The organism is Stenotrophomonas sp. SXG-1, from assembly GCF_014083965.1.
Lineage (GTDB): Bacteria > Pseudomonadota > Gammaproteobacteria > Xanthomonadales > Xanthomonadaceae > Stenotrophomonas > Stenotrophomonas geniculata.
Window position 1 is genome coordinate 2,852,777 of the sequence record NZ_CP046588.1, and the last position, 22,457, is coordinate 2,875,233.

Genomic DNA, 22,457 nt, shown 5'->3' on the forward strand with positions numbered 1-22,457 from the left:
TCCGGGGGCAGCATGCGCCGTTATCCCACCGCCGACGTGAAGCGCGCGCGTATGTGCGGCATCCGGATACGACGACGCCGGCCCAGGGCCGGCGTCGTCGGGTACCTCAGGCTCGCGGCAGGATCACTCCTGCGCGGCGTCCTCGCTGCTGGCTGCAGCCGGGGCGCCGTCGGTTGTGGCCGGGGCGGCAGCCGCCACCTCATCCTCGTCCTCGTCGATCGAGGCATCCATGCGCTCCACCGCCTGCAGCTTCTCGTCCTTGGACAGGCGGATCAGGGTGACGCCCTGGGTGTTGCGGCCAACGCGGCTGATTTCCGAGCCACGCGTACGCACCAGGGTGCCGCCATCGGAGATCAGCAGGACTTCGTCGCTGGAGCCCATCAGCACCGCGGCGACCAGCTTGCCGTTGCGCTCGGTGGTCTGGATGCCGATCACGCCCTGCGTACCACGGCCCTTGCGCGGGTAGTCCGGCAGCGGGGTGCGCTTGCCATAGCCGTTCTCGGTGGCGGTGAGGATGTACTGCACGCTGGTGTCGTCAGCGCCGTCGATCACCGCATCGCCATTGGCGGCGGCTTCTTCGACACCGTTGTCGTCCTCGTTCTCGTCCTCGATGCCACCGGCACTTTCGGCCACGATCAGGCTGACCACTTCCTCGCCGGCCGGCATCTTGATGCCACGCACGCCGGTCGCGGTACGGCCCATCGAGCGGACCTTGTCCTCGCCGAAGCGCACGGTCTTGCCGTTGGAGGCGAACAGCAGGATGTCGCGCTCGCCGTCGGTCAGGCCGACGCCAACCAGCGCGTCGCCCTCGTCGAGGTTGATCGCGATCTTGCCGCGGGCCAGACGGAAGGCGAACTCGCCCAGCGGGGTCTTCTTGACCGTACCGTTCTTCGTGGCGAAAAACACGAACTGGCCATCGGCGTACTCGCGCACCGGCAGCACGGCCTGCACGCGTTCGCCCGGTTCCAGCGGAATCCAGTTGATGATCGGACGGCCACGAGCGTTGGAACCGGCTTCGGGCAGCTGGTAGACCGGCAGCCAGAACACCTTGCCCGAACTGGTGAAGGTCAGCAGCGTGTCATGCGTGTTGACCAGCCACAGCTGTTCGATGAAATCCTCTTCCTTGGTCGCCGCCGCACTGCGGCCACGGCCGCCACGGCGCTGCGCGCGGTACACGCTCACCGGCTGGCGCTTCACGTAACCGGCGTGCGACACGGTGACCACCACGTCTTCCGGCGCGATCAGGTCGAGGATGTCCAGGTCTTCTTCGCTGTGGCGGATCTCGGTACGACGCTCGTCGCCGAACTCGGCCTTGACGCTGACCAGCTCTTCGCGGATCACCTGCAGCAGGCGGTCGGGGTCTTCCAGGATGTGGATCAGCCCGGCGATCACTTCCAGCAGCTGCTTGTACTCGTCGGTCAGGCGGTCCTGCTCCAGCCCGGTCAGGCGGTGCAGGCGCATTTCCAGGATCTGGGTGGCCTGGATCTCGGTCAGCTGGTAGCCGCCCTCGATCAGGCCCACGCCCTTGGGCAGGTCTTCCGGACGCGAGGCTTCGGCACCGGCGGCGCCCAGCATCGCACCGACCAGGCCCGGCTCCCACACGCGCGCCAGCATGCGCTCGCGTGCTTCGTTCGGGTTCGGCGAGGTCTTGATCAGTTCGATCATCTCGTCGATGTTGGCCAGCGCGACGGTCAGGCCTTCCAGCACGTGGGCACGGGCACGCGCCTTGCGCAGCTCGAACACGGTGCGGCGGGTGACCACTTCGCGACGGTGGCGGACGAACGCCTCCAGCATCTGCTTGAGGTTCATCAACTGCGGGCGGCCATCGACCAGCGCCACCATGTTGATGCCGAACACCGATTCCATCTGCGTCTGCTGGTACAGGTTGTTCAGCACAACCTCGGCAGATTCACCGCGCTTGATCTCGATGTAGATGCGCATGCCGTCCTTGTCGGACTCATCGCGCAGCTCGCTGATGCCTTCGATCTTCTTTTCCTTGACCAGCTCGGCGATCTTCTCGATCAGACGCGCCTTGTTCACCTGGTAAGGAATCTCGGTGACGATGATCGATTCGCGGCCGTTGTCGGCCACTTCGATATCGGCCTTGGCACGGATGCGCACGCGGCCACGGCCGGTGCGGTAGCCGGCGACGATGCCGGCGGTGCCATTGATGATGCCGGCGGTCGGGAAATCCGGGCCCGGGATGTATTCCATCAGGCCGTCGACGTCGATTTCCGGGTTGTCGATCAGCGCGATGCAGGCGTTGATCGATTCGCTCAGATTGTGCGGCGGGATGTTGGTCGCCATGCCCACCGCGATACCGGCCGAACCATTGACCAGCAGGTTCGGGAACCGGGTCGGCATGACCGTCGGCTCCAGTTCCTTTTCGTCGTAGTTGGGCTGGAAATCGACGGTTTCCTTGTCGATGTCGGCCATCAGCTCATGCGCGAGGCGCGACATGCGCGCTTCGGTGTATCGCATCGCTGCGGCGGAGTCGCCGTCGATGGAGCCGAAGTTACCCTGGCCATCGACCAGCATGTAGCGCAGCGAGAACGGCTGTGCCAGGCGCACCAGCGTGTCGTACACCGACTGATCGCCATGCGGGTGGTACTTACCGATGACGTCACCGACGATACGCGCCGACTTGAAGTAGGGCTTGTTGCTGTGCGCGTTCAGTTCATTCATCGCGAACAGCACGCGGCGATGCACCGGCTTGAGGCCGTCGCGCGCATCCGGGAGCGCGCGGCCCACGATCACGCTCATGGCGTAATCGAGGTAGCTCTTGCGCATCTCGTCTTCCAGGTTGACCTGGATGATTTCCTTGGCGGTTTCTGCCATTCGGGTTCCGTTGTCTGGTAGCGGTCCAGTCCGGCGCAGCCCTCTGCGGGAGGGGGTCGTGCCGGAACCTCGATTCAACCTGTGGATACTACCACAACAGGCCGTTTTCCGCCTCCCTTTACGGGGATTTTACCGGCACAAATCAGGAACTTAGGGCCCCATACCGCCCCTGTAGCGCCGAGCCCATGCTCGGCTGCGGCGGATTCGCTGGCTGAGCCGAGCGTGGGCTCGGCTCTACAGACATCCGCGACCCTGCCCGCCTCAGCCGCCGAAGGCGGCGCGCATGTTGTCGGCGGTCGGGTTCAGGATCACCCCGCGCTCGGTCACGATGGCGTCGATAAGTTCACCCGGGGTCACGTCGAACACCGGGTTCCAGGCGGCAATGCCTTCGGCCACGGTGCGGGTCCCGCCCACGCCATACAGCTCGCCCGGGTCGCGCTGCTCGATCTCGATCTGGCTGCCGTCCACGGTTTCCATGTCCACGGTCGAGGACGGCGCCACCACCATGAACTTGACCCCGTGATGGCGGGCAGCGATGGCCAGCTGATAGGTGCCGATCTTGTTGGCGGTATCACCATTGGCGCAGATGCGGTCCGCACCCACGATCACCCACTGCACCGCACCGGTCTTCATCAGGTGCGAGGCGGCCGAATCGGCAATCAGGGTGGCGTCGATGCCATCCTGCTGCAGCTCCCACACCGTCAGGCGCGCGCCCTGCAGCCACGGCCGGGTCTCGCCGGCGAACACGCGGGCAATGCGGTGCTGGGCCATGCCGGCACGGATCACGCCCAACGCGGTACCGAAGCCGGCGGTGGCCAGCGAGCCGGTGTTGCAATGGGTCAGCACGCCGCTACCGGCCTCGATCAGGCCCGCGCCCAGCGCGCCCATGTGGCGGTTGGCCGCCAGGTCTTCCTCGGCGATGGCCTGCGCCTCCGCTTCCAGCAGAGCCTTCCAGTCGGCACCGGCGGCATTCAGGCAACGGCGCATGCGCGCCAGCGCCCAGGCCAGGTTGACGGCGGTCGGGCGCGACGCGTTCAGGCGCTGCAGCGCCGGCTCCAGCTGCTGCAGCGCATGCGCGCCATCAGCGGCCTGCACGTCACGTGCGGCCAGCACCACGCCCCAGGCCGCGGCAATGCCGATGGCCGGCGCGCCACGCACGGTCAGCGCGTGGATGGCGGCGGCAACCTCGTCACTGTCATGGCAGACCACGTGCTCGACCACGAACGGCAGCTTGCGCTGGTCCAGCAGTTGCAGGGCATCGCCGGTCCAGAGGATCGGGCGGATATGGTCGTAACGGGCGTAGTCGATGTCGGAGGCAGTGTTCATGGCCCCATTGTAGGGCCACGCCCCGCGCGGTTGGAGCCTGCCCCGGCTCAATTCACCGAGAATTCGGCGCGGCAGCCGCCGTCCACCCAGATCCCGTTGCGGTTCCAGCCCCAGGTGTTGCCTTCCTCGCACGGGGTGCTGGACAACTGTTCGGTGACGACGGCGCCAACCGAAATACTCGCGCCACAGAAGCGCCGCTTCTTCGACTTCGACTCGCAGGTCAGGCGGCGCGGCACGTCGACAAAACGGCCGTCCTCGTCCGCCACTTCGAAATCTCCCTGGCAACCACGGCTGGTCCAGACTTCATTGCGCTTGTAGCCCCAGCCCTGCCCTTCGCGGCACGGCAGCACCGAGAGCTGGCGCAGCAGGCGCACCGGCGCCCCGTCCAGGCGCACCGGGCAACTCTGCGGGCGGCCATTGGATTCGCAGCGCACCACACGGCGGACCAGGCGCTTGCCTTCCGTTGCCGCAGGCGCTGCACCTTGCGCTCGACGCGCACGGAACTCGGCCCGGCAGCCCAGGGTGACCCACACGCCACTGCGGTCGGTGCCCCACTCGCTGCCACGGATGCAGCTGTTGCTGGACAGCTGGCGCACAAGGTCGATGCCATTGCTGACGTCGATATCGCAATGCACCCAGCCCATGTCGCGCGATTCGCAGGTCACCACTTCGCCGTCATAGCCCGCCTGCTGGGCCGACGCCGATGACGGCAGCCAGGCACCCCAGAGCGCGATGGAGTACACCGGTGCAGCGACAACCGCAAACCACTTGACCAAAGCCTTCCCCAGCAGGAATGGATGAACTGCGTGCCAGTGTCCGGCATCTGCCGTGATAAGAGCATCATCCCGCTTACCGAAGCAAGCGCAGAAACGCGGAATTCCGTTCAGTCTTCGATGTTCAGGAACGTGCGCACCGCGCTCACGCGTGGGCGAAGTCGTAGGCCAGCACATCGGCGATACGCGGCGTGCGGTTCATCGCCATCAGCAACCGATCAACACCCACCGCCACGCCGGCGCAGGCAGGCATCGAGGGCAATGCGGCCAGCAATGCTTCGTCCAGTGCCGGCTGCACCTGGCCGCGCTCATGGCGGCGCTGCAGGTCGCGCTGGAAACGCGCACGCTGCTCGTGGGCGTCGTTCAGTTCGTGATAGCCGTTGGCCAGTTCCACTGCCCCCAGGTACAGCTCGAAACGCTCCGCCAGCGGCGGCGTGCCTGCACGGATGCGTGCCAGTGCGGCCTGGCTGGCGGGCCAGTCATGGACCACGGTCATCACTGTGTCATCGAAGTGCGGCTGGATGCGATGGGTCATCAACAGGTCCAGCCAGTCATCGCGGGTCAGCCCGACCGGGTCGATGTGCACCTCGCCCAGCGCGGCACGCAGCGCGGCCTCATCAGCATCGAACGGATCCACGCCCACATGCTGCTGGAACAGCTCGCGGTAGCTGAGCACACGCAGCGTCGCACTGCGCCCGACCAGAGCCAGCGCCTGGCCAACCAGCTCGGCGGTTTCCTGCACCAGGCGATGGTGGTCCCAACCGACCCGGTACCACTCCAGCATGGTGAACTCCGGATTGTGGCGGCCGCCCGCCTCGCCATTGCGGAACACCCGGCCCAGTTCGTAACAGTCACCCACGCCCGCCGCCAGCAGGCGCTTGAGCGGATACTCCGGCGAGGTGCGCAGCCAGCGGCGGCGTCCGCCGGCATCGACATGGCCGGTGAAATCGGTATGGAAGCTGTCGATATTCGGCTCGGTGTTGCCGGCCACCGACAGGATCGGCGTCTCCACCTCCAGCACGTCGCGCTCGGCGAAGAAGCGGCGCACCAGCGCATTGAGCGCGGCGCGCTGCTGCAGCATGCGCAGCAGGGCCTCGCTCACAGGATGCCTTCCGGGCGCGGGTGGTCCAGCGGCAGAGTCAGCAGATCGCGGGTGTCATCGATGTAGCCGCTGGCCAGGTACAGGCGCCGGGCCAGTTCGTTGTGGTGGTTCACTTCCAGGCGCAGGCGACTGACGCCACGACCCCGTGCGCGCTGTTCGCAGATGGCCAGCGCCTGCTTGCCGCGGCCACGACCGCGCGCGCGATGGCTCAGGTACAGCTCGTCCAGCAGCATGAAGTGGCCGCCCTGCTCCAGGCTGAAGCCCATCGCGATCACTGCGTAGCCGACCACCTCGCCCGCCTCGTCCAGCCACAGCAGTACTTCGCCATTGCGCGGGTCAGCCAGCAGCGCATCCACACCGCGACGCACGCGCGCGTCATCGAAGTCGATCCTGTCTTCGGCGTAGAACTCGCGCATCAACGCGATCAGCAGCTCTTCGTCAGCTCGGGTAGCCAGGCGGAAATCCAGCGGGGCGGTCTGCATCGGTGTTCCTTTGTGTTTCATGCCGGGCGCAGGGGCACCCGGCGGGGTCATCATTCGTGTTCGGCAAGATAGGCCAGCAGGCGGTCTTCGTCCCACACCGGCACGCCCAGCGACTGTGCCTTGTCCAGCTTGGAGCCTGCCTCGGTACCGGCCACCACAAAGCTGGTCTTCTTCGAGACGCTGCCGGAGACCTTGGCGCCCAGCGCCTCCAGGCGCTCCTTGGCGGCATCGCGGGTGAGCTGCGCCAGGGTGCCGGTGAGCACCACGGTCTGCCCGTCCAGCGGGCCCGCAACGATCTCGGCCAGCGCCGGCGCCTTGGCCAGGATCTGCTGCATCGCCTTCTCGGCGGCCAACAGCATCGCGCCATGGCCTTCGGCGTCCAGCCACTCCGCTAGACCGCGCGCAGTGTCGTCCGGTAGGCCGGCGTTGACGAACTGGCCATGCTCGGCGTCGAGCACCGCCTGCGCGCCAGGCAGCGCAGCCACCAGCTTTTCCGCGCGCAGGCGGGTAATGCCGGGGATCTCCGACTCGACCAACAGCTGCGCCAGATCCAGGCCCTCGCGCAGCTTGGCACTGGGCGCGTGCACATCGCTGATGCGCACCTGGCCAACCTGCAACAGGTCATCGATGGCCTGCTGGTTGCCCTGCTGCTCGAAGAAATGGCCGAGCGAGCGCGCCACTTCGCCACCGATGTCCGGCACACGCTTGAACAACGGCCACGGCAGATGGCGGATCAGCTCCAGGTCACCGAACCACTGCGCCAGCGCCTTGGCCGTGCTTTCGCCCACATGCTCGATACCGAGCGCGAACAGCAGGCGCTCCAGCGTGGCAGCACGGCTGGCGTCGATCGCCGCGATCAGGTTGTCGGCCCACTTGGTGGCGATCTTCTTCGTGTTCCATTCGAAGCTGGCCGGCTGCACCAGCGCCCGCGCGCGCCAGCCCGGATCGTTGCCGTCCAGCTTCAGCACTGCGTTGAGCACCACACCACTGCCCTCGGCGGGCAGGTGCAGCTTCAGCGCAGCGGCCAGTGCTGACGGATCCTCGGCGTCCAGTACCAGTTTCAGGTGCAGCAGCTGGTCACGGTTGAGCCGGTACAGGTCGGCCACGCTCTTGACGATGCCGGCGTCGACCAGGGTTTCGATGTACTTGTCACCCAGGCCATCGATGTCCATCGCGCGGCGCGAAGCGAAATGGGCGATGGCTTCCTTGCGCTGCGCCGGGCAGGACAGTTCGCCCGAACAACGCCACGCCGCCGCCCCCTCCTCACGCACGATCTCCGAACCACAGACCGGGCAGCGCGTCGGCATCTGCCACGGCGTGGTGCCCTGCGGGCGGCGGTCGAGGATGACGCTGACCACTTCGGGAATGACATCGCCAGCACGCCGCACGATCACGCTGTCGCCGACGCGCACATCGAGGCGTGCGATCTGGTCGGCGTTGTGCAGCGTGGCGTTGGACACGATCACGCCGGCCACAGCCACCGGCGCCAGGCGCGCGACCGGTGTGGCCGCACCGGTACGGCCGATCTGGATCTCGATCGCCTCCACCGTGGTGCTCTGCTCCTGCGCCGGGAACTTGTGCGCGATGGCCCAGCGCGGCGCGCGCGAAACGAAGCCCATCGCCTGCTGACCCGCACGATCATCGAGCTTGTAGACCACGCCATCGATATCGAACGGCAGGCCATCACGGCGCTCACCGATGTCGCGGTAGTAGCCGAGCAGGCCGTCGGTGCCGTCCACCACCTTGCACAGCTCACTGACCGGAAAGCCCCAGGTACCGAGCTGGGCCAGGGTGCCAGAATGGGTGTCCGGCAGTTCGCCGCCCTGCACTTCGCCGGTGCCGTAGGCGAAGAAACTCAGCCTGCGCTGCGCACTGATCTTAGGATCGAGCTGGCGCAGCGAGCCGGCCGCGGCATTGCGCGGATTGGCCAGCACCTTGCCACCGTGCTGACGGGCACGTTCGTTGTAGGCCTCGAAATCGGCACGCGCCATGTAGACCTCGCCGCGCACCTCCAGCACATCCGGCCAATCCTTGCCGTGCAGGCGCTTGGGAATGTCGCCGATCTCGCGCAGGTTGGCGGTCACGTCCTCGCCGGTACTGCCATCGCCACGGGTCGCGCCGAGCACGAAATGACCCTCCTCGTAGCGCAGGCTGATCGCCAGGCCGTCCATCTTCGGCTCGGCCGAGAACCGCAGGCTGCGACGGCCCAGGCGCTCATCGATGCGGCGCACGAAATCGGCCACTTCTTCATCGCTGAAGGCATTGGACAGCGACAACATCGGTACCGCGTGGCGCACTTCCGGGAAACGGCCGGAGGGCCGCGCACCGACCTGCTGGGTCGGGCTGTCGGCACGGGCCAGTTCCGGGTGCTCGCGCTCCAGCGCTTCCAGCTCGCGCACCATCCGGTCGTAGTCGACGTCAGGGATCTCCGGCGCGTCCAGCTCGTGGTAGGCGCGGTTGGCCTGGGCGATCTGCCGGCGGAGGTCTTCGGCGCGTTCGGCTGGGCTGGGGCTCATCGGGATCCGGTGGTTCTGGGATGGGCGGGAATTCTACCGCGCCCGGCCGTCAGGCCCGGTAACGGCCCCGCTTTTGTAGCGTCGAGCCATGCTCGACTGCTCCCCCCTCCGCTCTGGCAGGTGCCAACCGTCTCCCTCGTTCCGGTAGGTGCCAACCTTCTCCCCGCTCCGGTAGGTGCCAACCTTGGTTGGCACGTCTGTAGTCGAGCACGGCTCGACGCTGCAAATGCAGCTTGCCGCCCACCCTCACCGGCGCTAGCGTGCGACGGTCTGCCCTTCGGAATCCTGCCCGTGCCCCTGCCCGCTTCCCGTCGACGCTTCCTGCAACTGGCCGGTGCTGGCCTCGCCGTCGCCGGCAGCGGGCTGCCGCAGCTCGGCCATGCCCAACCCGCGACAGCCGCCGCCGCCGCCCTCGCCCCCGCCGAAGGTGCGGTGCTGCTGAATTTCAACGAATGCCCCTACGGTCCCTCGCCCGCAGCCCAGCAGGCGGCACGCGACAGCATCGCCGGTTGCGGCCGCTACCGTTTCGCACTGGCCGGACAGGTGCGCGACGCCTTCATCGAACAGGCACGCATTCCGGCTGATCACGTGCGGTTGTATCCGGGTTCCAGCGAACCGCTGAACCGCGCCGCCGTGCTATGGACCGGCCCGCTGGCGGGACTGGTAGTCGCCGACCCGACCTTCGAGACGCTGGGCGAGGTCGCCGCCGCACACGGTGCGCACGTGCAGAAAGTGCCGCTGCGCGACGACGGCGCACATGACCTGCGTGCAATGGTTGCCGCCGCGCATGCACGCCCGACCGGACTGCTGTATGTGTGCAACCCGAACAACCCGACCGGCTCGATCAGCCCACCGGATGAGCTTGCCTGGCTGCTGGCCCACAAGCCCGCCTCGACCCGCGTGCTGCTGGACGAGGCCTACCTGCAGTACAGCGAGCAGCCGAGCCTGATTGCGCAGGTGGCGCAGCGCGACGACCTGATCGTGTTGCGCACGTTCTCCAAGCTTTATGGCATGGCCGGCCTGCGACTGGGCGTGGCGGCCGCGCATCCCGACCGCCTGCGCGAACTGGCCAGCCTGGGCGACAACCCGCTGCCCGTGCCGGCACTGGCCGCTGCACTGGCCAGCCTGCGCGATCCGCAGTTGATTCCTCAGCGCCGCCTGCAGAATGCCAAGGTGCGGCAGGCCACCATCGCGTGGCTGGGCAAGCGTGGTTTCAGCTGCGTGCGGTCGGAAGCGAACTGCTTCGTGGTCGACGTCCGGCGCGATGGCAGCGCGTTCGCCAAGGCAATGGCCGACAACGGCGTGGTGATCGGGCGAAGCTGGCCGATCTGGCCACAGCGAGTGCGCGTGACCGTCGGCACCGAAGAGGAGATGGCCGCGTTCCGCAATGCGTTCGCGAAGGTGGCCGGCGTACCGGCCTGACCCTGTTGGTGGGGGCGAACCTTGGTTCGCCCCATCCACGCATGGCGCGGATCTACTGTTGTGGGTGCCAACCGTTGGTCGGGGTGGGTGCCGACCGTTGGTCGGCACGCCATGGCGCTTACCAGCGCGGGGTCTTGGTCAACGGCGGAGCCTGGTGCTGACGGTCATAGGCGCGCAGCTCGTCACGGATGTGCGCGATGCGCTGGCGCCCCAGGGCGTTGCGGCTGTCATCCAGCACAACGCCATCCAGCAGCTCGGCCATGCGCTGCACGGTCGGCAGCATTTTCTCCCAGGCATCCAGCGCGGTCAGCGGCGCCGGCAGGGTCAGGAAGAAGGCGATGGCCGGGGTCTCCATGGCACGGATATTGGCCATGTCGAAGCTGCCCGGCTTCATGATGCTGGCCATCGAGAAGATCGGGCCGCGCTCGGGGTGGCCTTCCACCAGGCGGTGGAACACGTTCATGTGGCCGAACACCAGGCCGGTCTTTTCGGCCGCCACCACGATGTCTTCGCCACGCAGCTGTTCGCCGGCCCGAGCGGCCACGAACAGCGAGACGATCTTGTCGAAGTCCTGGGTGGCGCGCTTGCCGAGGTCGCTGGCGCCCGGATCGGTTTCGCCCAGGCCGAGTTCGGCCTGCTCACCTTCCGTGCCCATGCCCGGTTCGACGCGGCCATCGGCCACGGTGACGCCGTCTTCGCCCAGCACCGGCTCGCGGCGCTCGCCGCTGTTCGGTTCCGCGCTTTCCACGCGGCGGCCCTGGGGCTTCTTCTTCGGACGGCCAAACAGGAAGATCGCGGCGATCAACAGCAGGCCGGCGGCCAGGATGCCGATGCGCAACAGTGCCGTGTCGGACATTCGATAGGTTCTCCGGCTAGTTCATTCAGGTAACTAGGATGGCACGTCAGGCCGCGCCCGCCAATCGCGCGGCTTCTTCCAGGTCCACGCTGACCAGGCGGCTGACGCCCGGCTCGCGCATGGTCACGCCCGACAACTGGTGCGCGGCCTCCATCGTCGCCTTGTTGTGGCTGACGAACAGGAACTGCACCTTTTCGCTCATTTCCTTGACCATGTTGGCCAGGCGGCCGACGTTGGCTTCGTCCAGCGGCGCATCCACCTCGTCCAGCAGGCAGAACGGTGCTGGATTCAGCTGGAAGATGGCGAACACCAGCGCCACCGCAGTCATCGCCTTTTCGCCGCCGGACAGCAGCGAGATGCTGGACACGCGCTTGCCCGGCGGACGCGCCATGATGGTCACACCTGTGTCGAGCAGGTCTTCACCGGTCAGCTCCAGGTAGGCGTGGCCACCGCCGAACAGGCGCGGGTACAGCGCCTGCACGCCGGCGTTGACGCGGTCGAAGGTGTCCTTGAAGCGGCCACGGGTCTCGCGGTCGATCTTGCGGATCGCATCTTCCAGGGTTTCCAGCGCCGTGGTCAGGTCGGTGTGCTGCGAATCCAGGTAGTCCGAGCGCTGCGACGCCTCACCGTACTCGTGGATGGCGGCCAGATTGACCGGCTCCAGCCGGCGCATGCGGCCATCGATCTGGTGCACGGCCTGCTCCCAGTCGCCCAGGCGGGCATCCTCGGGCAGCGCATTGAGCACGTCCTGCAGTACGAAACCGGCCTTCTCCACCGCCCCCTGCAGGGTCTCCGCGCTGAGCACCAGCGCCTGCTGGTCCAGCTTGCGCTGCGAAATGCGTTCGCGCTGGGCCAGCGCCTGTTCGTCGCGCTGGTGGCGGGTCTGTTCGTAGTTGCGCAGTTCGGCATCGATGCCGTCCAGCAACGTGCGCGCCTCGGTCAGCACGCGGTCGGCGCGCACGCGCTCTTCCAGTGCATTCTGATGTTCGGCCTGCAGCGCTTCGACCGGCGAATCGCCCTCATCCAGCTGCGAATGCAGTTCGCCCAGGCGCGAATCCAACTGCCCGCGCTGGGTACCCATGCGCTCCAACGCCTGGCTCAACGAGGCCAGCTGTGCCCGCTGCGATTCCAGGGTCAGGGCCAGCGAGTGCGACCGCTCGCGCACCGCACGTGCAGCGTCGCGGGCCAGGTCGCGGGCCTCGGTCAGCTGGCGGCGCTCGCCCTCCAGCCGCTGCCGGGTCGATTCCAGGTCGCCCATGCTGCTGACCGCGTTCTCCAACCGCGAGCGCGCCTCACGCGCCTGCTCGTTGTTGGCTTCCAGCGTGTCCTGCAGCTGCTTCAGCTCACCTTCGATGCGGTCGATGCGCGTGCGCGCGGCCTCCACCTTGCCCTGCTGGCCCTGCAGCTGGCCGGCCAGTTCAGAGACCGCGCGATGGGCCTGGTACAGCGCACGCTGCGCGTCTTCGCGCTGCTGTTCGGCGGCCTGCAACTGCTCACGGAAGCCTGCCAGCTGTTCCTCCAGCTCGGCCTCGCGGTCCTGCAGCTGCTCGATCTGCTCACGCAGTTCGTTGATCTCACGTTCGCGCAGCAGCGCGCCCTGCTGGGCCGCACCGGAACGCGATACGCGCAGCCAGCCCTGACCCAGGCGCTCGCCACTTTGGGTGATGATCGAATCGCCTTCCGGAAGGCTGGCCTGCAGCGCCTTGGCTTCGGCCAGATCCCTGGCACCGTGCAGGTGCGCCAGCAGGCGCCGGATCGCTGCCGGGCCACGCACGCGTGCAGCCAGCGAGGTCGGCGCGACCTTCAGGTCCGCGCCATCGTTGGCGACCAGTGCAATGTGGCCCTCGCCCAGTTCGCCCAGCGCGTCGACCAGGCTGGCCGGGTCATCGACCAGCACGCCTTCGATCAACTGGCCCAGCGCGCTTTCCACCGCGTTTTCCCAACCGGCATCGACATCCAGGCGTTCGCCGACACGTGCCGCCGAGTCCAGCCCACGCGCCTTCAGCCAGGCCACGGCAGCGCCCTGCTCCTGGCCCAGCGCGGCCTGCTGCAGGGTTTCCAGCGAAGCCAGGCGACCGCGCAGGCCGTTGGCCTGCTTGCGCAGTTCAGCCAGTTCGTTCTGGCCATTGCGCTGCTGCTCCTGCACGGCCGTCACGCCCTGCTTGCGCAGCTCGACGTCTTCACTCATTTCATCCAGTGCGGCCTTCTGCGTGTCGTGCTGCAGGTGCAGCTGCTCGAAGGCTTCTTCCAGCGCGTCCACGTCCAGGCCTGCGCGTTCGGCGGCCAGGGCCTCGCGACGCCGGTCGGCGTCGAGGATCTGCTTGTCCAGGTAGTCCACGCGCGTGCGCTCGACATCGCCGGCGCGCGAGGCTTCCGAACTCTGCGAGGTGTGCTGTTCCCAGCGCTGCTGCCAGCTGGCCAGCCGCTCTTCAGCCTCACGCAGGCTTTCCTGCTTGATCTCGTTTTCTTCCTGCAGTGCTTCCAGCTGCGGAGTGGCGGCCTCCACCGCCTCGCGCAGCACCCTCAGTTTGGCCTCGTCGCCGCTGATGTGCTGGCCCAGTTCAGCCAGCGCCTGCTGGGTTTCATCGCGCGCCTTGTGCAGGCGCTGCGACAGCTCGCGCTGGTGCTGGATCTGCTGTTCCAGGCGCGCCAGCGTGCTGCCGACCTGGTAGACCGCCGCCTGCGCGGTGTTGAGCGCATCGGCGGCCTCTTCGCGCCGCGCGCGCGAGGTCTCGATGCGGGCCTCGGCATCACGCTGGTCGGCGATCAGCTGCTGCAGCCTCGTCTCTTCCTGCGACAGGCCTTCGCGCAGCTTCGACAGGCGCCCGTCGAGGCCGCGGAATTCCAGCGCCTTCCACTCGGCATCCTTGACCCGGCGCTCTTCCTGCAGGGCCTGGTACTGCTCGGCCTGCTTGGCCTGGCGCTTGAGGTGCTCCAGCTGCTTGCTGATCTCGTCGCGCAGGTCGCCCAGCCGGTCCAGGTTCTCGCGGGTGTGGCGGATGCGGGTCTCGGTTTCCTTGCGGCGCTCCTTGTATTTGGAGATGCCGGCCGCCTCTTCCAGGTAGACGCGCAGGTCTTCCGGGCGTGCCTCGATGATCTGGCTGATCATGCCCTGCTCGATGATCGAGTAGCTGCGCGGGCCCAGGCCGGTGCCGAGGAACAGATCGGTGATGTCGCGGCGGCGGCACTTGGTGCCGTTGAGGTAGTAATTGCTGGTGCCGTCGCGGCTGACCGTGCGCTTGACCGAGATTTCGTTGAACGAGGCGTACTCGCCCGAGATCGTGTGGTCGGAGTTGTCGAAGATCAGCTCGACCGTGGCCTGCGAGACCGGCTTGCGCGCGTTGGACCCGGAGAAGATCACGTCGGTCAGCGAGTCGCCACGCAGGCGGCTGGCCGAGCTCTCGCCCATGACCCAGCGCACGGCGTCGATGATGTTCGACTTGCCGCAACCATTGGGCCCCACCACGCCGGTCATGTTGGTCGGCAGGTGCAGGGTGGTCGGATCGACGAACGACTTGAAGCCGGACAGCTTGATCGTGGAAAGACGCATAGGGGTTCCGGACTGGGGCCGGCAAGCGGCCTGCGTTTACCCTCCAAGCCATTGATCCTGTTGGGATCGATGCCCGTGGAACGGGTGTGACGCCCTGAGTATACCGATGTGGCCGTGTTCTACGAATGGGCGTGGAACATTGTCCAGCCCCACCCCGTCGGCCAGAGGTGGCCCGACACCACGAAACGGAGCCATAAAACAAAACGGGCACCCTTGCGGGCGCCCGTTCTGCGGTGATGCCAGGCCTTGCGGCGTGGGATCAGGCTTCGGCGACGACGACAACCTTGACGGTGGTCTCGACGTCGGCGTGCAGGTGGATCAGCACGTCGTACTCGCCGATGTTGCGGAAGGCGCCTTCGCCCAGGATGACTTCGCTCTTGCTGACCGGCAGGCCGGCAGCGGTGAAGGCATCGGCGATTTCGCGGGCGCCGACCGAGCCGTACAGCTTGCCTTCGGTCGAAGCGTTGGCCGGGATGGTCACGCTCGCGCCGTCCAGCTTGGCCTTGCGGGCGTCAGCTTCGGCGTGGATGGCCTGGGCCTTGGCTTCGTACTCGGCGCGTTTGGCTTCGAACTCGGCCTTGTTGCTCTCGGTGGCCGGCACGGCCTTGCCCTGCGGCACGAGGAAGTTACGGCCGTAGCCCGGCTTCACGTCGACCAGGTCGCCCAGGTTGCCGAGGTTGGTGACTTTCTGCAGGAGGATCAGCTGCATGGTATTGCTCCAGATGAGTTATTCGTTAGCGAGGCGATGCCCCGCAACAAAGGCTGTCCGAATAGCTGGCACAGCGGGGCGGCACCGGGCCGCCCCGCCGGGCATCAGACGTCGTGGTTGTCGGTGTACGGGATCAGGGCCAGGAAGCGAGCGCGCTTGACGGCGGTCGCCAGCTGGCGCTGGTACTTCGACTTGGTACCGGTGACGCGGCTCGGCACGATCTTGCCGTTCTCGGTCAGGTACTGGCGCAGGGTGTTGAGATCCTTGTAGTCGATCTCCTTCACACCTTCAGCCGTGAACTTGCAGAACTTGCGGCGACGGAAGAACTTGGACATGGGAAGGCTCCTTAGGCGGCAGAAGCGGCGTCGTCGCCGGCTTCGTTGTCAGCGGTGGTGGTGGACTCGCCTTCTTCGTCGTCACGACGACGGCGCTCACCGCGCTCCGGCTTGTCACCCTTCTCGTCCTTGCTCTTCATGATCAGCGACTGCTCGGTGTCAGCCTCGTCACGCTTGATGACCAGGTTGCGCAGCACGGCGTCGTTGAAGCGGAAGCTCTCGGTCAGTTCGTTCAGAACGGCCTGGTCGGCTTCGATGTTCATCAGCACGTAGTGGGCCTTCACCAGGTTCTGGATCGGGTACGCCAGCTGGCGGCGGCCCCAGTCTTCCAGACGGTGGATGGTGCCGTTGCCGTTCTCGACCAGCGACTTGTAGCGCTCGATCATGGCCGGGACCTGCTCGCTCTGGTCCGGGTGGACCATGAACACGATTTCGTAATGACGACTCATGTTTTTTCTACCTTTCGGATGTGGCCTTGCGGCCGGACAGCCCCCCGCCGTTGAGACCGCGGTGGGGCAAGGGTTCCCGCCGGGTAGGCAGGGAGCCGCGCATTATGGCGCAGATGGGGAGGATGGGCAACCGTGGGTACCCGACATGCTGAACCGGGGTGCCCTGCCCCGGTGCCGATCAAGGTCGGCACCCACCAGGCGAGTAGCGCCGGGCCATGCCCGGCGGCCGGCCGTCAGGCCTTGTCGGCGTCGGTGGTGAAGCTTTCACCGCAGCCACACTCGGCGGTGGCATTGGGGTTGCTGAACGTGAACGTCTCGCTCAGGCCGTGCTTGCCGAAGTCGATCACGGTGCCGTCCACCAGCGCCAGGCTCTTGGCGTCGACGTAGATCTTCACGCCGTCCTGGTCGAACACGGTATCGCCCTCGCGCTCGTCGCGGGCCAGGTCGGTGATGTGACCCCAGCCGGAGCAACCGGTCTTGGTCACGCCGAAACGCAGGCCCAGCGCGCCGGGGGTCTGGGCGACGAAGCGCTGCACGCGCTCGAAGGCAATGGGGGTCAGGCTGACGGCCATGGGGCTACTCCAGAGGTACGGGGACATTATAAGGAGCCGTTGCCGCGAAAAATGCCTCGCAAGCAGAACGCTGCAACCGGTAAACTCCCGTGTTCACAGATCGAGTCGATCAGCAGAGGATTCAAGTCATGACGGTGGTCAGCGTTGAACATGCGCTTGCCGGGAAGATCCCGGAAGGCGGCGAAGTCACGGTACGCGGATGGGTGCGCACGGTGCGCGGTTCAGCGAATCTGGCTTTCGTGAATGTGAGCGACGGCTCCTGCTTCGCCCCGATCCAGGTCGTGGCCGGCGACGGCCTGGCCAACTTCGACGAGATCAAGCGCCTGACCAGCGGCTGCTCGGTCATTGCCACCGGCACCCTGGTGAAGTCGCAGGGCAAGGGCCAGTCGTTCGAGATCCAGGCCAGCGCACTGGAAGTGGTCGGCTGGGTCGAAGACCCGCTCACCTACCCGATCCAGCCCAAGCCGATGTCGCCGGAGTTCCTGCGCGAAGTGGCACACCTGCGCCCGCGCACCAACCTGTTCGGCGCGGTCACCCGCATCCGCAACTGCCTGGCCCAGGCCGTGCACCGTTTCTTCCACGAGAACGGCTTCAACTGGATCAGCACCCCGATCATCACCACCTCCGACGCCGAAGGCGCCGGCCAGATGTTCCGCGTGTCCACCCTGGACATGGTGAACCTGCCACGCGATGAGAGGGGCGCGATCGATTTCAGCCGCGACTTCTTCGGCAAGGAAACCTTCCTGACCGTGTCCGGCCAGCTGAACGTCGAGGCTTACTGCCTGGCGCTGAGCAAGGTCTACACCTTCGGCCCGACCTTCCGCGCCGAGAACAGCCACACCACCCGCCACCTGGCGGAATTCTGGATGATCGAGCCGGAAATCGCCTTCGCCGACCTGGCTGAAGACGCACGCCTGGCCGAAGAGTTCCTGAAGTACCTGTTCCGCGCGGTGCTGAACGAGCGCAGCGACGACCTGGCCTTCATCGCCGAGCGCGTGGACAAGAACGCAATCACCAAGCTGGAAGACTTCATCAACGCACCGTTCGAGCGCATCGACTACACCGATGCGGTCACCCTGCTGCAGAAGTCCGGCAGGAAGTTCGACTTCCCGGTCGAATGGGGCCTGGACCTGCAGACCGAGCACGAGCGCTGGCTGACCGAGGAACACGTCGGCCGCCCGGTGGTGGTGACCAACTATCCGGAGCACATCAAGGCCTTCTACATGCGCCTGAACGACGACGGCAAGACCGTCGCCGCGATGGACGTGCTGGCCCCGGGCATCGGCGAGATCATCGGCGGCAGCCAGCGCGAAGAGCGCCTGGACGTGCTGGATGCGCGCATGGCCCAGTTCGGCCTGGATCGCGAGCACTACAGCTGGTACCGCGATTTCCGCCGCTATGGTTCGGTGCCGCACGCCGGCTTCGGCCTGGGCTTCGAGCGCCTGGTGGTCTACGTCTGCGGGCTGTCCAACATCCGCGATGCGATCCCCTACCCGCGCGCCCCCGGCAGCGCGGACTTCTAAGCCCCACACGACCACGGAGGTACTGCCCCATGACCCTGTTCTTCGCCCTCTGTTTCGTCGGCGTTGCAGTGGCCGGGTTCAGTGCCTTCGTGATCTTCTGGCCGCTGACCCTGGTGCATGTGCGCGACCGCCATCCGGCGCTCGCCGAGCGCTTCGGCAGCGGCGCCTTCCTCAAACCCGATGCCCTGGCCTGGCTGCTGCGCCGCGACTATCGCAAGCAGCCGGACCGCTCGCTGTCCGGGCTGGCGACGCCGGCCTGGGTATCGCTGCTGACCCTGCTGGCCGGACTGGGCATGGCCGCCCTGCTCTGGCTGGCCTCGCTCTGGTAACACACCCATGAATGACATCACCGCCTCGCGCGACAGCTGGTGGCTGGCCAGCCTCGGCAACACCCTGATCTGGGCGCGCCTGCGCGTGCGCCCGGCCGGCACCGCCGAAGTGCTCGACAGCGATGGCAACACGCTGAGCTATGACAGCGAAGACACCGCCCGTTCGCAGCTGTTCGACGCCGAGTTCGTCGAGTACGACGGCCTGGACGAAGAAGACGCGCTGGTGCGCGGCTTCAGCCTGCACGAAGTGCAGCCGCCGCAGGCCGACAGCGACGAGGGCCTGCGTGGCCGCATGATCCAGTCGCTGGGCGGGCGCGCCTGAACCCAGCATGTTCACCCCGCGCGCCTTCGCCGAGACCGACCTGCTCTGGCTGGACCGCCTGCTGGCGCGCGATCCATTCGTCACCGTGCTCACCCCCGGCAGCGATGGCCTGCCGGAGCTGACCCGGATGCCGGTACTGTACCGGCGTGACGGCGAACAGATCGAACTGCGCGGCCACTGGGCCCGCGCCAACCCGCAGTCGCGCCACAGCGGCGCGGCCAAGGTGCTGGTCGACGGCCCGCACGGCTATGTCTCGGCCAGCTGGTACCCGGACAAGGAACCTGCGGCGCGGGTGCCGACCTGGAACTACGCCGCCGCCGAACTGCGTGGCCAGCTGCAGACCTTCGACGACACTGATGCGCTGGCCGAACTGGTCGGTACGATCAGCGACCGTTTCGAAGCCAGTGTCGGCCAGGCCTGGCAGTTCGATGCCACGCGTGCCGAACACGGCCCGGAGCTGCGCGCCATCGTCGGCTTCCGTTTCCAGGTCGAGCAGGTGCAGCTCAAGCTCAAGCTGAGCCAGAACCATCCCGACGCCAACCAGCGCGCCGTGATCGCCGAACTGGAACAGCTCGGCACCCCCTCTTCCACCGAGTTGGCGCAGTGGATGCGCTGGCACCGCGAACAGGCCGCCCGCAGCGACTGAACGCTCCAGATTCCCGCGACGACGCAGCCGGATGGCTGCGGCGCGCCCCCACCCGACGCCAGGGACCCGTACATGAAAGACATCCACAAGCTGCTGCAGAACAACCGCGACTGGGCCGACCGCATCGAGAAGGAAGACCCCGAGTTCTTCCACCAGCTGGCCAAGCAGCAGCACCCGGAATACCTGTGGATCGGCTGCTCCGATTCGCGCGTGCCGGCCAACCAGATCATCGGCATGGCCCCGGGTGAAGTGTTCGTGCACCGCAACGTCGCCAACGTGGTCGCCCACACCGACCTGAACTGCCTGAGCGTGGTGCAGTACGCGGTGGACCAGCTGAAGGTGAAGCACATCCTGATCGTCGGCCACTACGGCTGCGGCGGTGTGCATGCCTGCCTGCACAACACCCGCGTCGGCCTGGCCGACAACTGGCTGCGCCACGTCGGCGACGTCGTTCAAAAGCACCAGGGCATCCTCGATGCGATCGAAGACGATGAACTCAAGCACGCCCGCCTGTGCGAACTGAACGTGATCGAGCAGGTGGCCAACCTGTGCCGCTCGACCATCGTGCAGGACGCCTGGGCCCGCGGCCAGAAGCTGATGGTGCATGGCTGGGTCTACAGCCTGAAGGACGGACGCGTGCGCGAGATGGGCATCGACGTCGGTTCGCAGGAAGAGCTGCAGCCGGCGTATGAAAAGGCCCTGTCCTACATTCCGCGCAAGGGCAAGCGCGACTGATCCCTTACGGATGACCACCATGCTCGCTTCGCCGATCAACCTGCACGCCTGGATCGAAGAAAACCGCCACCTGCTGAAGCCACCGGTGGGCAACAAGATGATCGACAACGGCGACTTCATCGTGATGGTGGTGGGCGGGCCGAACTCGCGTACCGACTTCCACTACGACGAAGGCCCGGAGTGGTTCTACCAGCTCGAAGGCGAGATGGTGCTGAAGGTGCAGGAAGACGGCGCGGTGCGCGACATTCCGATCCGCGCCGGCGAGATCTTCCTGCTGCCGGCGAAGGTGCCGCACTCGCCGCGGCGTCCGCCCGGTGGCATCGGCCTGGTGGTCGAGCGCAAGCGCCTGCCGCATGAGATGGACGGTGTGATCTGGCATTGCGAACACTGCAACCACAAGCTGCACGAAGAGTACTTCCCGCTGCAGAACATCGAAACCGATCTGCCCAAGGTGTTCGCGCGTTACCACGCCAGCCTGGAACTGCGTACCTGCAGCCAGTGCGGGCACGTGGATCCGCTGCCGGTGCCTGCGGCGGGCTGAGCACCTGCCCCTGTAGAGCCGAGCCCATGCTCGGCTTCGTGGCCCGGCAGCCGAGCATGGGCTCGGCTCTACAGGTTCGGCGGCAGGCACGCCGCCAAGCGCTACACTGGCGGTCCCGTTGCAGCCTGTTGCCCGACCATGTCCGACCTGCTCAGCCGCACCCACGCCATCGCCCTGGACGCCGCCGATCCGCTGCGCCCGCTGCGCAATGAATTCCTGATTCCGCGCCATGGTGGCGGCGAGCAGACCTACTTCGTCGGCAACTCGCTGGGGCTGCAGCCGCGTGGCGCACAGGCGGCCGTGCAGGAAGTGATGAAGCAGTGGGGCGAGCTGGCCGTGGAAGGCCACTTCACCGGCCCGACGCAGTGGCTGTCCTACCACCGTCTGGTGAGCGCGCAGCTGGCCCGCGTGGTTGGTGCGCTGCCCAGCGAGGTGGTGGCGATGAACACGCTGAGCGTGAACCTGCACCTGATGATGGTCAGCTTCTACCGGCCAACGGCCGAGCGCCCGGTGATCCTGATGGAGGCCGGTGCATTCCCGACCGACCGTCATGCGGTGGAAGCACAGATCCGCTTCCATGGTTTCGACCCGGCCGAGTGCCTGGTGGAAGTGCAGCCGGACGAGGCCAACGGCACGATCTCGCTGGCCGCGATCGAGCACGCCATCGCCGAACACGGCCCGCGCCTGGCGCTGGTGCTGTGGCCGGGCGTGCAGTACCGCACCGGCCAGGCTTTCGACCTCGATGCGATCACCCGTGCCGCCCGCCTGCAGGGCGCACGCATCGGCTTCGACCTGGCGCACTCGGTCGGCAACCTGCCGCTGCGCCTGCATGACATCGCACCCGACTTCGCCGTGTGGTGCCACTACAAGTACCTCAACAGCGGCCCTGGCGCGGTTGCCGGCGCCTTCGTGCACGAGCGCCACCATCGCGACACCAGCCTTCCGCGTTTCGCCGGCTGGTGGGGCCATGAAGAGTCCACCCGCTTCCAGATGGCACCACAGTTCACCCCGGCCATCGGCGCCGAAGGCTGGCAGCTGAGCAACCCGCCGATCCTCGGCCTGGCACCGCTGCGTGCCTCGCTGGAGCTGTTCGAGCGTGCCGGCATGGAGGCGCTGCGCAGCAAATCGCTGGCACTCACCGGCATGCTCGAAGCACTCGTACGCGCGCGCCTGCCGCAGGTGCTGGACATCATCACCCCGGCCGACCCGCAGCGTCGCGGCTGCCAGTTGTCGCTGCGCGTGATCGGGGGCCGCGAACGTGGCCGCGCACTGTTCGAACACCTGCGCGGCATCGGCGTGCTCGGCGATTGGCGCGAACCCGACGTGATCCGTATTTCGCCCACCCCGCTCTACAACCGCTACCTGGACGTGCACCACTTCGTCGAGGAAGTGGAAGCCTGGGCCGGCCTCTAAGCCGGCCCCTTCCCCTAC

20 protein-coding genes are annotated in these 22,457 nt (G+C 66.9%); 8 read left to right on the plus strand and 12 right to left on the minus strand.

The genetic code is table 11. The annotated features are described in order from the left end of the window. Nucleotides 1–123 precede the first annotated feature (123 nt). From gyrA to ligA, 6 genes are all read right to left on the minus strand, one after another. Complete coding sequence (gyrA, locus tag GOC52_RS13145; RefSeq protein ID WP_191849620.1) at nt 124–2,838, minus strand: DNA gyrase subunit A; 2,715 nt, start codon at nt 2,836–2,838, stop codon at nt 124–126. 261 nt (nt 2,839–3,099) lie between these two features. After that, entirely contained in the window at nt 3,100–4,164 is a 1,065-nt protein-coding gene (gene mtnA, locus GOC52_RS13150; RefSeq protein ID WP_043398496.1) for an S-methyl-5-thioribose-1-phosphate isomerase, read from the minus strand. Nucleotides 4,165–4,211: 47 nt separating this feature from the next. Beyond that, nucleotides 4,212–4,940 carry a DUF3011 domain-containing protein gene (locus GOC52_RS13155; RefSeq protein WP_010480486.1) on the minus strand — a complete coding sequence of 243 codons (729 nt, stop codon included), beginning with the start codon at nt 4,938–4,940 and terminating at the stop codon, nt 4,212–4,214. 142 nt (nt 4,941–5,082) lie between these two features. After that, the gene (gene epmA, locus GOC52_RS13160; protein WP_049482649.1) at nt 5,083–6,018 is read right to left on the minus strand and encodes an EF-P lysine aminoacylase EpmA; all 936 of its coding nucleotides are present in this window, start codon (nt 6,016–6,018) and stop codon (nt 5,083–5,085) included. 17 nt (nt 6,019–6,035) lie between these two features. After that, nucleotides 6,036–6,521 (minus strand): GNAT family N-acetyltransferase, encoded by a 486-nt coding sequence (locus GOC52_RS13165; RefSeq protein WP_010480482.1) that lies wholly within the window; start codon nt 6,519–6,521, stop codon nt 6,036–6,038. Between the two features lie 50 nt (nt 6,522–6,571). Then, nucleotides 6,572–9,043, minus strand: coding sequence for an NAD-dependent DNA ligase LigA (gene ligA, locus GOC52_RS13170; protein ID WP_191851461.1), 2,472 nt, complete (start codon nt 9,041–9,043; stop codon nt 6,572–6,574). A gap of 285 nt (nt 9,044–9,328) precedes the next feature. Between ligA and GOC52_RS13175 the strand changes: the two genes are divergently transcribed. Further along, on the plus strand, nt 9,329–10,459 hold the full coding sequence (locus tag GOC52_RS13175) for a pyridoxal phosphate-dependent aminotransferase (protein WP_191849622.1): 1,131 nt from the start codon (nt 9,329–9,331) through the stop codon (nt 10,457–10,459). Nucleotides 10,460–10,577: 118 nt separating this feature from the next. On the opposite strand, the gene zipA is transcribed toward GOC52_RS13175, so the two are convergent. The 6 genes from zipA to GOC52_RS13205 all read right to left on the minus strand — a co-directional run bounded on the left by zipA (nt 10,578) and on the right by GOC52_RS13205 (nt 16,930). Continuing rightward, nucleotides 10,578–11,315 carry a cell division protein ZipA gene (gene zipA / locus GOC52_RS13180; protein WP_010480476.1) on the minus strand — a complete coding sequence of 246 codons (738 nt, stop codon included), beginning with the start codon at nt 11,313–11,315 and terminating at the stop codon, nt 10,578–10,580. A 46-nt stretch (nt 11,316–11,361) separates the two neighbouring features. Next, entirely contained in the window at nt 11,362–14,865 is a 3,504-nt protein-coding gene (gene smc / locus GOC52_RS13185) for a chromosome segregation protein SMC (RefSeq protein WP_010480475.1), read from the minus strand. 259 nt (nt 14,866–15,124) lie between these two features. Then, nucleotides 15,125–15,574, minus strand: coding sequence for a 50S ribosomal protein L9 (gene rplI / locus GOC52_RS13190; protein ID WP_043398478.1), 450 nt, complete (start codon nt 15,572–15,574; stop codon nt 15,125–15,127). 104 nt (nt 15,575–15,678) lie between these two features. Continuing rightward, nucleotides 15,679–15,909 carry a 30S ribosomal protein S18 gene (gene rpsR, locus GOC52_RS13195; RefSeq protein ID WP_002804494.1) on the minus strand — a complete coding sequence of 77 codons (231 nt, stop codon included), beginning with the start codon at nt 15,907–15,909 and terminating at the stop codon, nt 15,679–15,681. 11 nt (nt 15,910–15,920) lie between these two features. Beyond that, nucleotides 15,921–16,358, minus strand: a complete 438-nt coding sequence (gene rpsF, locus GOC52_RS13200) for a 30S ribosomal protein S6 (RefSeq protein WP_006452997.1) — start codon at nt 16,356–16,358, stop codon at nt 15,921–15,923. A 233-nt stretch (nt 16,359–16,591) separates the two neighbouring features. After that, nucleotides 16,592–16,930, minus strand: coding sequence for a HesB/IscA family protein (locus GOC52_RS13205; RefSeq protein ID WP_006376495.1), 339 nt, complete (start codon nt 16,928–16,930; stop codon nt 16,592–16,594). A 128-nt stretch (nt 16,931–17,058) separates the two neighbouring features. Here GOC52_RS13205 and asnS point away from each other — a divergent pair, with 128 nt between their 5' ends. The 7 genes from asnS to kynU all read left to right on the plus strand — a co-directional run bounded on the left by asnS (nt 17,059) and on the right by kynU (nt 22,439). Continuing rightward, nucleotides 17,059–18,453, plus strand: a complete 1,395-nt coding sequence (gene asnS / locus GOC52_RS13210; protein WP_043398473.1) for an asparagine--tRNA ligase — start codon at nt 17,059–17,061, stop codon at nt 18,451–18,453. A gap of 29 nt (nt 18,454–18,482) precedes the next feature. Next, nucleotides 18,483–18,782, plus strand: coding sequence for a hypothetical protein (locus GOC52_RS13215; RefSeq protein ID WP_043398470.1), 300 nt, complete (start codon nt 18,483–18,485; stop codon nt 18,780–18,782). A 7-nt stretch (nt 18,783–18,789) separates the two neighbouring features. Next, nucleotides 18,790–19,104 carry a hypothetical protein gene (locus GOC52_RS13220; protein WP_006453002.1) on the plus strand — a complete coding sequence of 105 codons (315 nt, stop codon included), beginning with the start codon at nt 18,790–18,792 and terminating at the stop codon, nt 19,102–19,104. 7 nt (nt 19,105–19,111) lie between these two features. Further along, on the plus strand, nt 19,112–19,750 hold the full coding sequence (locus GOC52_RS13225; protein WP_043398467.1) for an FMN-binding negative transcriptional regulator: 639 nt from the start codon (nt 19,112–19,114) through the stop codon (nt 19,748–19,750). Nucleotides 19,751–19,822: 72 nt separating this feature from the next. Then, on the plus strand, nt 19,823–20,485 hold the full coding sequence (gene can, locus GOC52_RS13230; protein WP_043398464.1) for a carbonate dehydratase: 663 nt from the start codon (nt 19,823–19,825) through the stop codon (nt 20,483–20,485). Between the two features lie 19 nt (nt 20,486–20,504). Next, nucleotides 20,505–21,026 carry a 3-hydroxyanthranilate 3,4-dioxygenase gene (locus GOC52_RS13235; RefSeq protein WP_029379697.1) on the plus strand — a complete coding sequence of 174 codons (522 nt, stop codon included), beginning with the start codon at nt 20,505–20,507 and terminating at the stop codon, nt 21,024–21,026. Between the two features lie 138 nt (nt 21,027–21,164). Next, the gene (kynU, locus tag GOC52_RS13240) at nt 21,165–22,439 is read left to right on the plus strand and encodes a kynureninase (protein WP_043398461.1); all 1,275 of its coding nucleotides are present in this window, start codon (nt 21,165–21,167) and stop codon (nt 22,437–22,439) included. The last annotated feature ends 18 nt before the right edge of the window (nt 22,440–22,457 follow it).

What these genes read in the sequence shown, in the direction of transcription:
- gyrA (WP_191849620.1), bottom strand. Translation starts at nt 2,838, where the DNA reads ATGGCAGAAACCGCCAAGGAAATCATCCAGGTCAACCTGGAAGACGAG.
- mtnA (WP_043398496.1), bottom strand. Translation starts at nt 4,164, where the DNA reads ATGAACACTGCCTCCGACATCGACTACGCCCGTTACGACCATATCCGC.
- epmA (WP_049482649.1), bottom strand. Translation starts at nt 6,018, where the DNA reads ATGCTGCAGCAGCGCGCCGCGCTCAATGCGCTGGTGCGCCGCTTCTTC.
- GOC52_RS13165 (WP_010480482.1), bottom strand. Translation starts at nt 6,521, where the DNA reads ATGCAGACCGCCCCGCTGGATTTCCGCCTGGCTACCCGAGCTGACGAA.
- zipA (WP_010480476.1), bottom strand. Translation starts at nt 11,315, where the DNA reads ATGTCCGACACGGCACTGTTGCGCATCGGCATCCTGGCCGCCGGCCTG.
- smc (WP_010480475.1), bottom strand. Translation starts at nt 14,865, where the DNA reads ATGCGTCTTTCCACGATCAAGCTGTCCGGCTTCAAGTCGTTCGTCGAT.
- rplI (WP_043398478.1), bottom strand. Translation starts at nt 15,574, where the DNA reads ATGCAGCTGATCCTCCTGCAGAAAGTCACCAACCTCGGCAACCTGGGC.
- rpsR (WP_002804494.1), bottom strand. Translation starts at nt 15,909, where the DNA reads ATGTCCAAGTTCTTCCGTCGCCGCAAGTTCTGCAAGTTCACGGCTGAA.
- rpsF (WP_006452997.1), bottom strand. Translation starts at nt 16,358, where the DNA reads ATGAGTCGTCATTACGAAATCGTGTTCATGGTCCACCCGGACCAGAGC.
- GOC52_RS13205 (WP_006376495.1), bottom strand. Translation starts at nt 16,930, where the DNA reads ATGGCCGTCAGCCTGACCCCCATTGCCTTCGAGCGCGTGCAGCGCTTC.
- asnS (WP_043398473.1), top strand. Translation starts at nt 17,059, where the DNA reads ATGACGGTGGTCAGCGTTGAACATGCGCTTGCCGGGAAGATCCCGGAA.
- GOC52_RS13215 (WP_043398470.1), top strand. Translation starts at nt 18,483, where the DNA reads ATGACCCTGTTCTTCGCCCTCTGTTTCGTCGGCGTTGCAGTGGCCGGG.
- GOC52_RS13220 (WP_006453002.1), top strand. Translation starts at nt 18,790, where the DNA reads ATGAATGACATCACCGCCTCGCGCGACAGCTGGTGGCTGGCCAGCCTC.
- GOC52_RS13225 (WP_043398467.1), top strand. Translation starts at nt 19,112, where the DNA reads ATGTTCACCCCGCGCGCCTTCGCCGAGACCGACCTGCTCTGGCTGGAC.
- can (WP_043398464.1), top strand. Translation starts at nt 19,823, where the DNA reads ATGAAAGACATCCACAAGCTGCTGCAGAACAACCGCGACTGGGCCGAC.
- GOC52_RS13235 (WP_029379697.1), top strand. Translation starts at nt 20,505, where the DNA reads ATGCTCGCTTCGCCGATCAACCTGCACGCCTGGATCGAAGAAAACCGC.
- kynU (WP_043398461.1), top strand. Translation starts at nt 21,165, where the DNA reads ATGTCCGACCTGCTCAGCCGCACCCACGCCATCGCCCTGGACGCCGCC.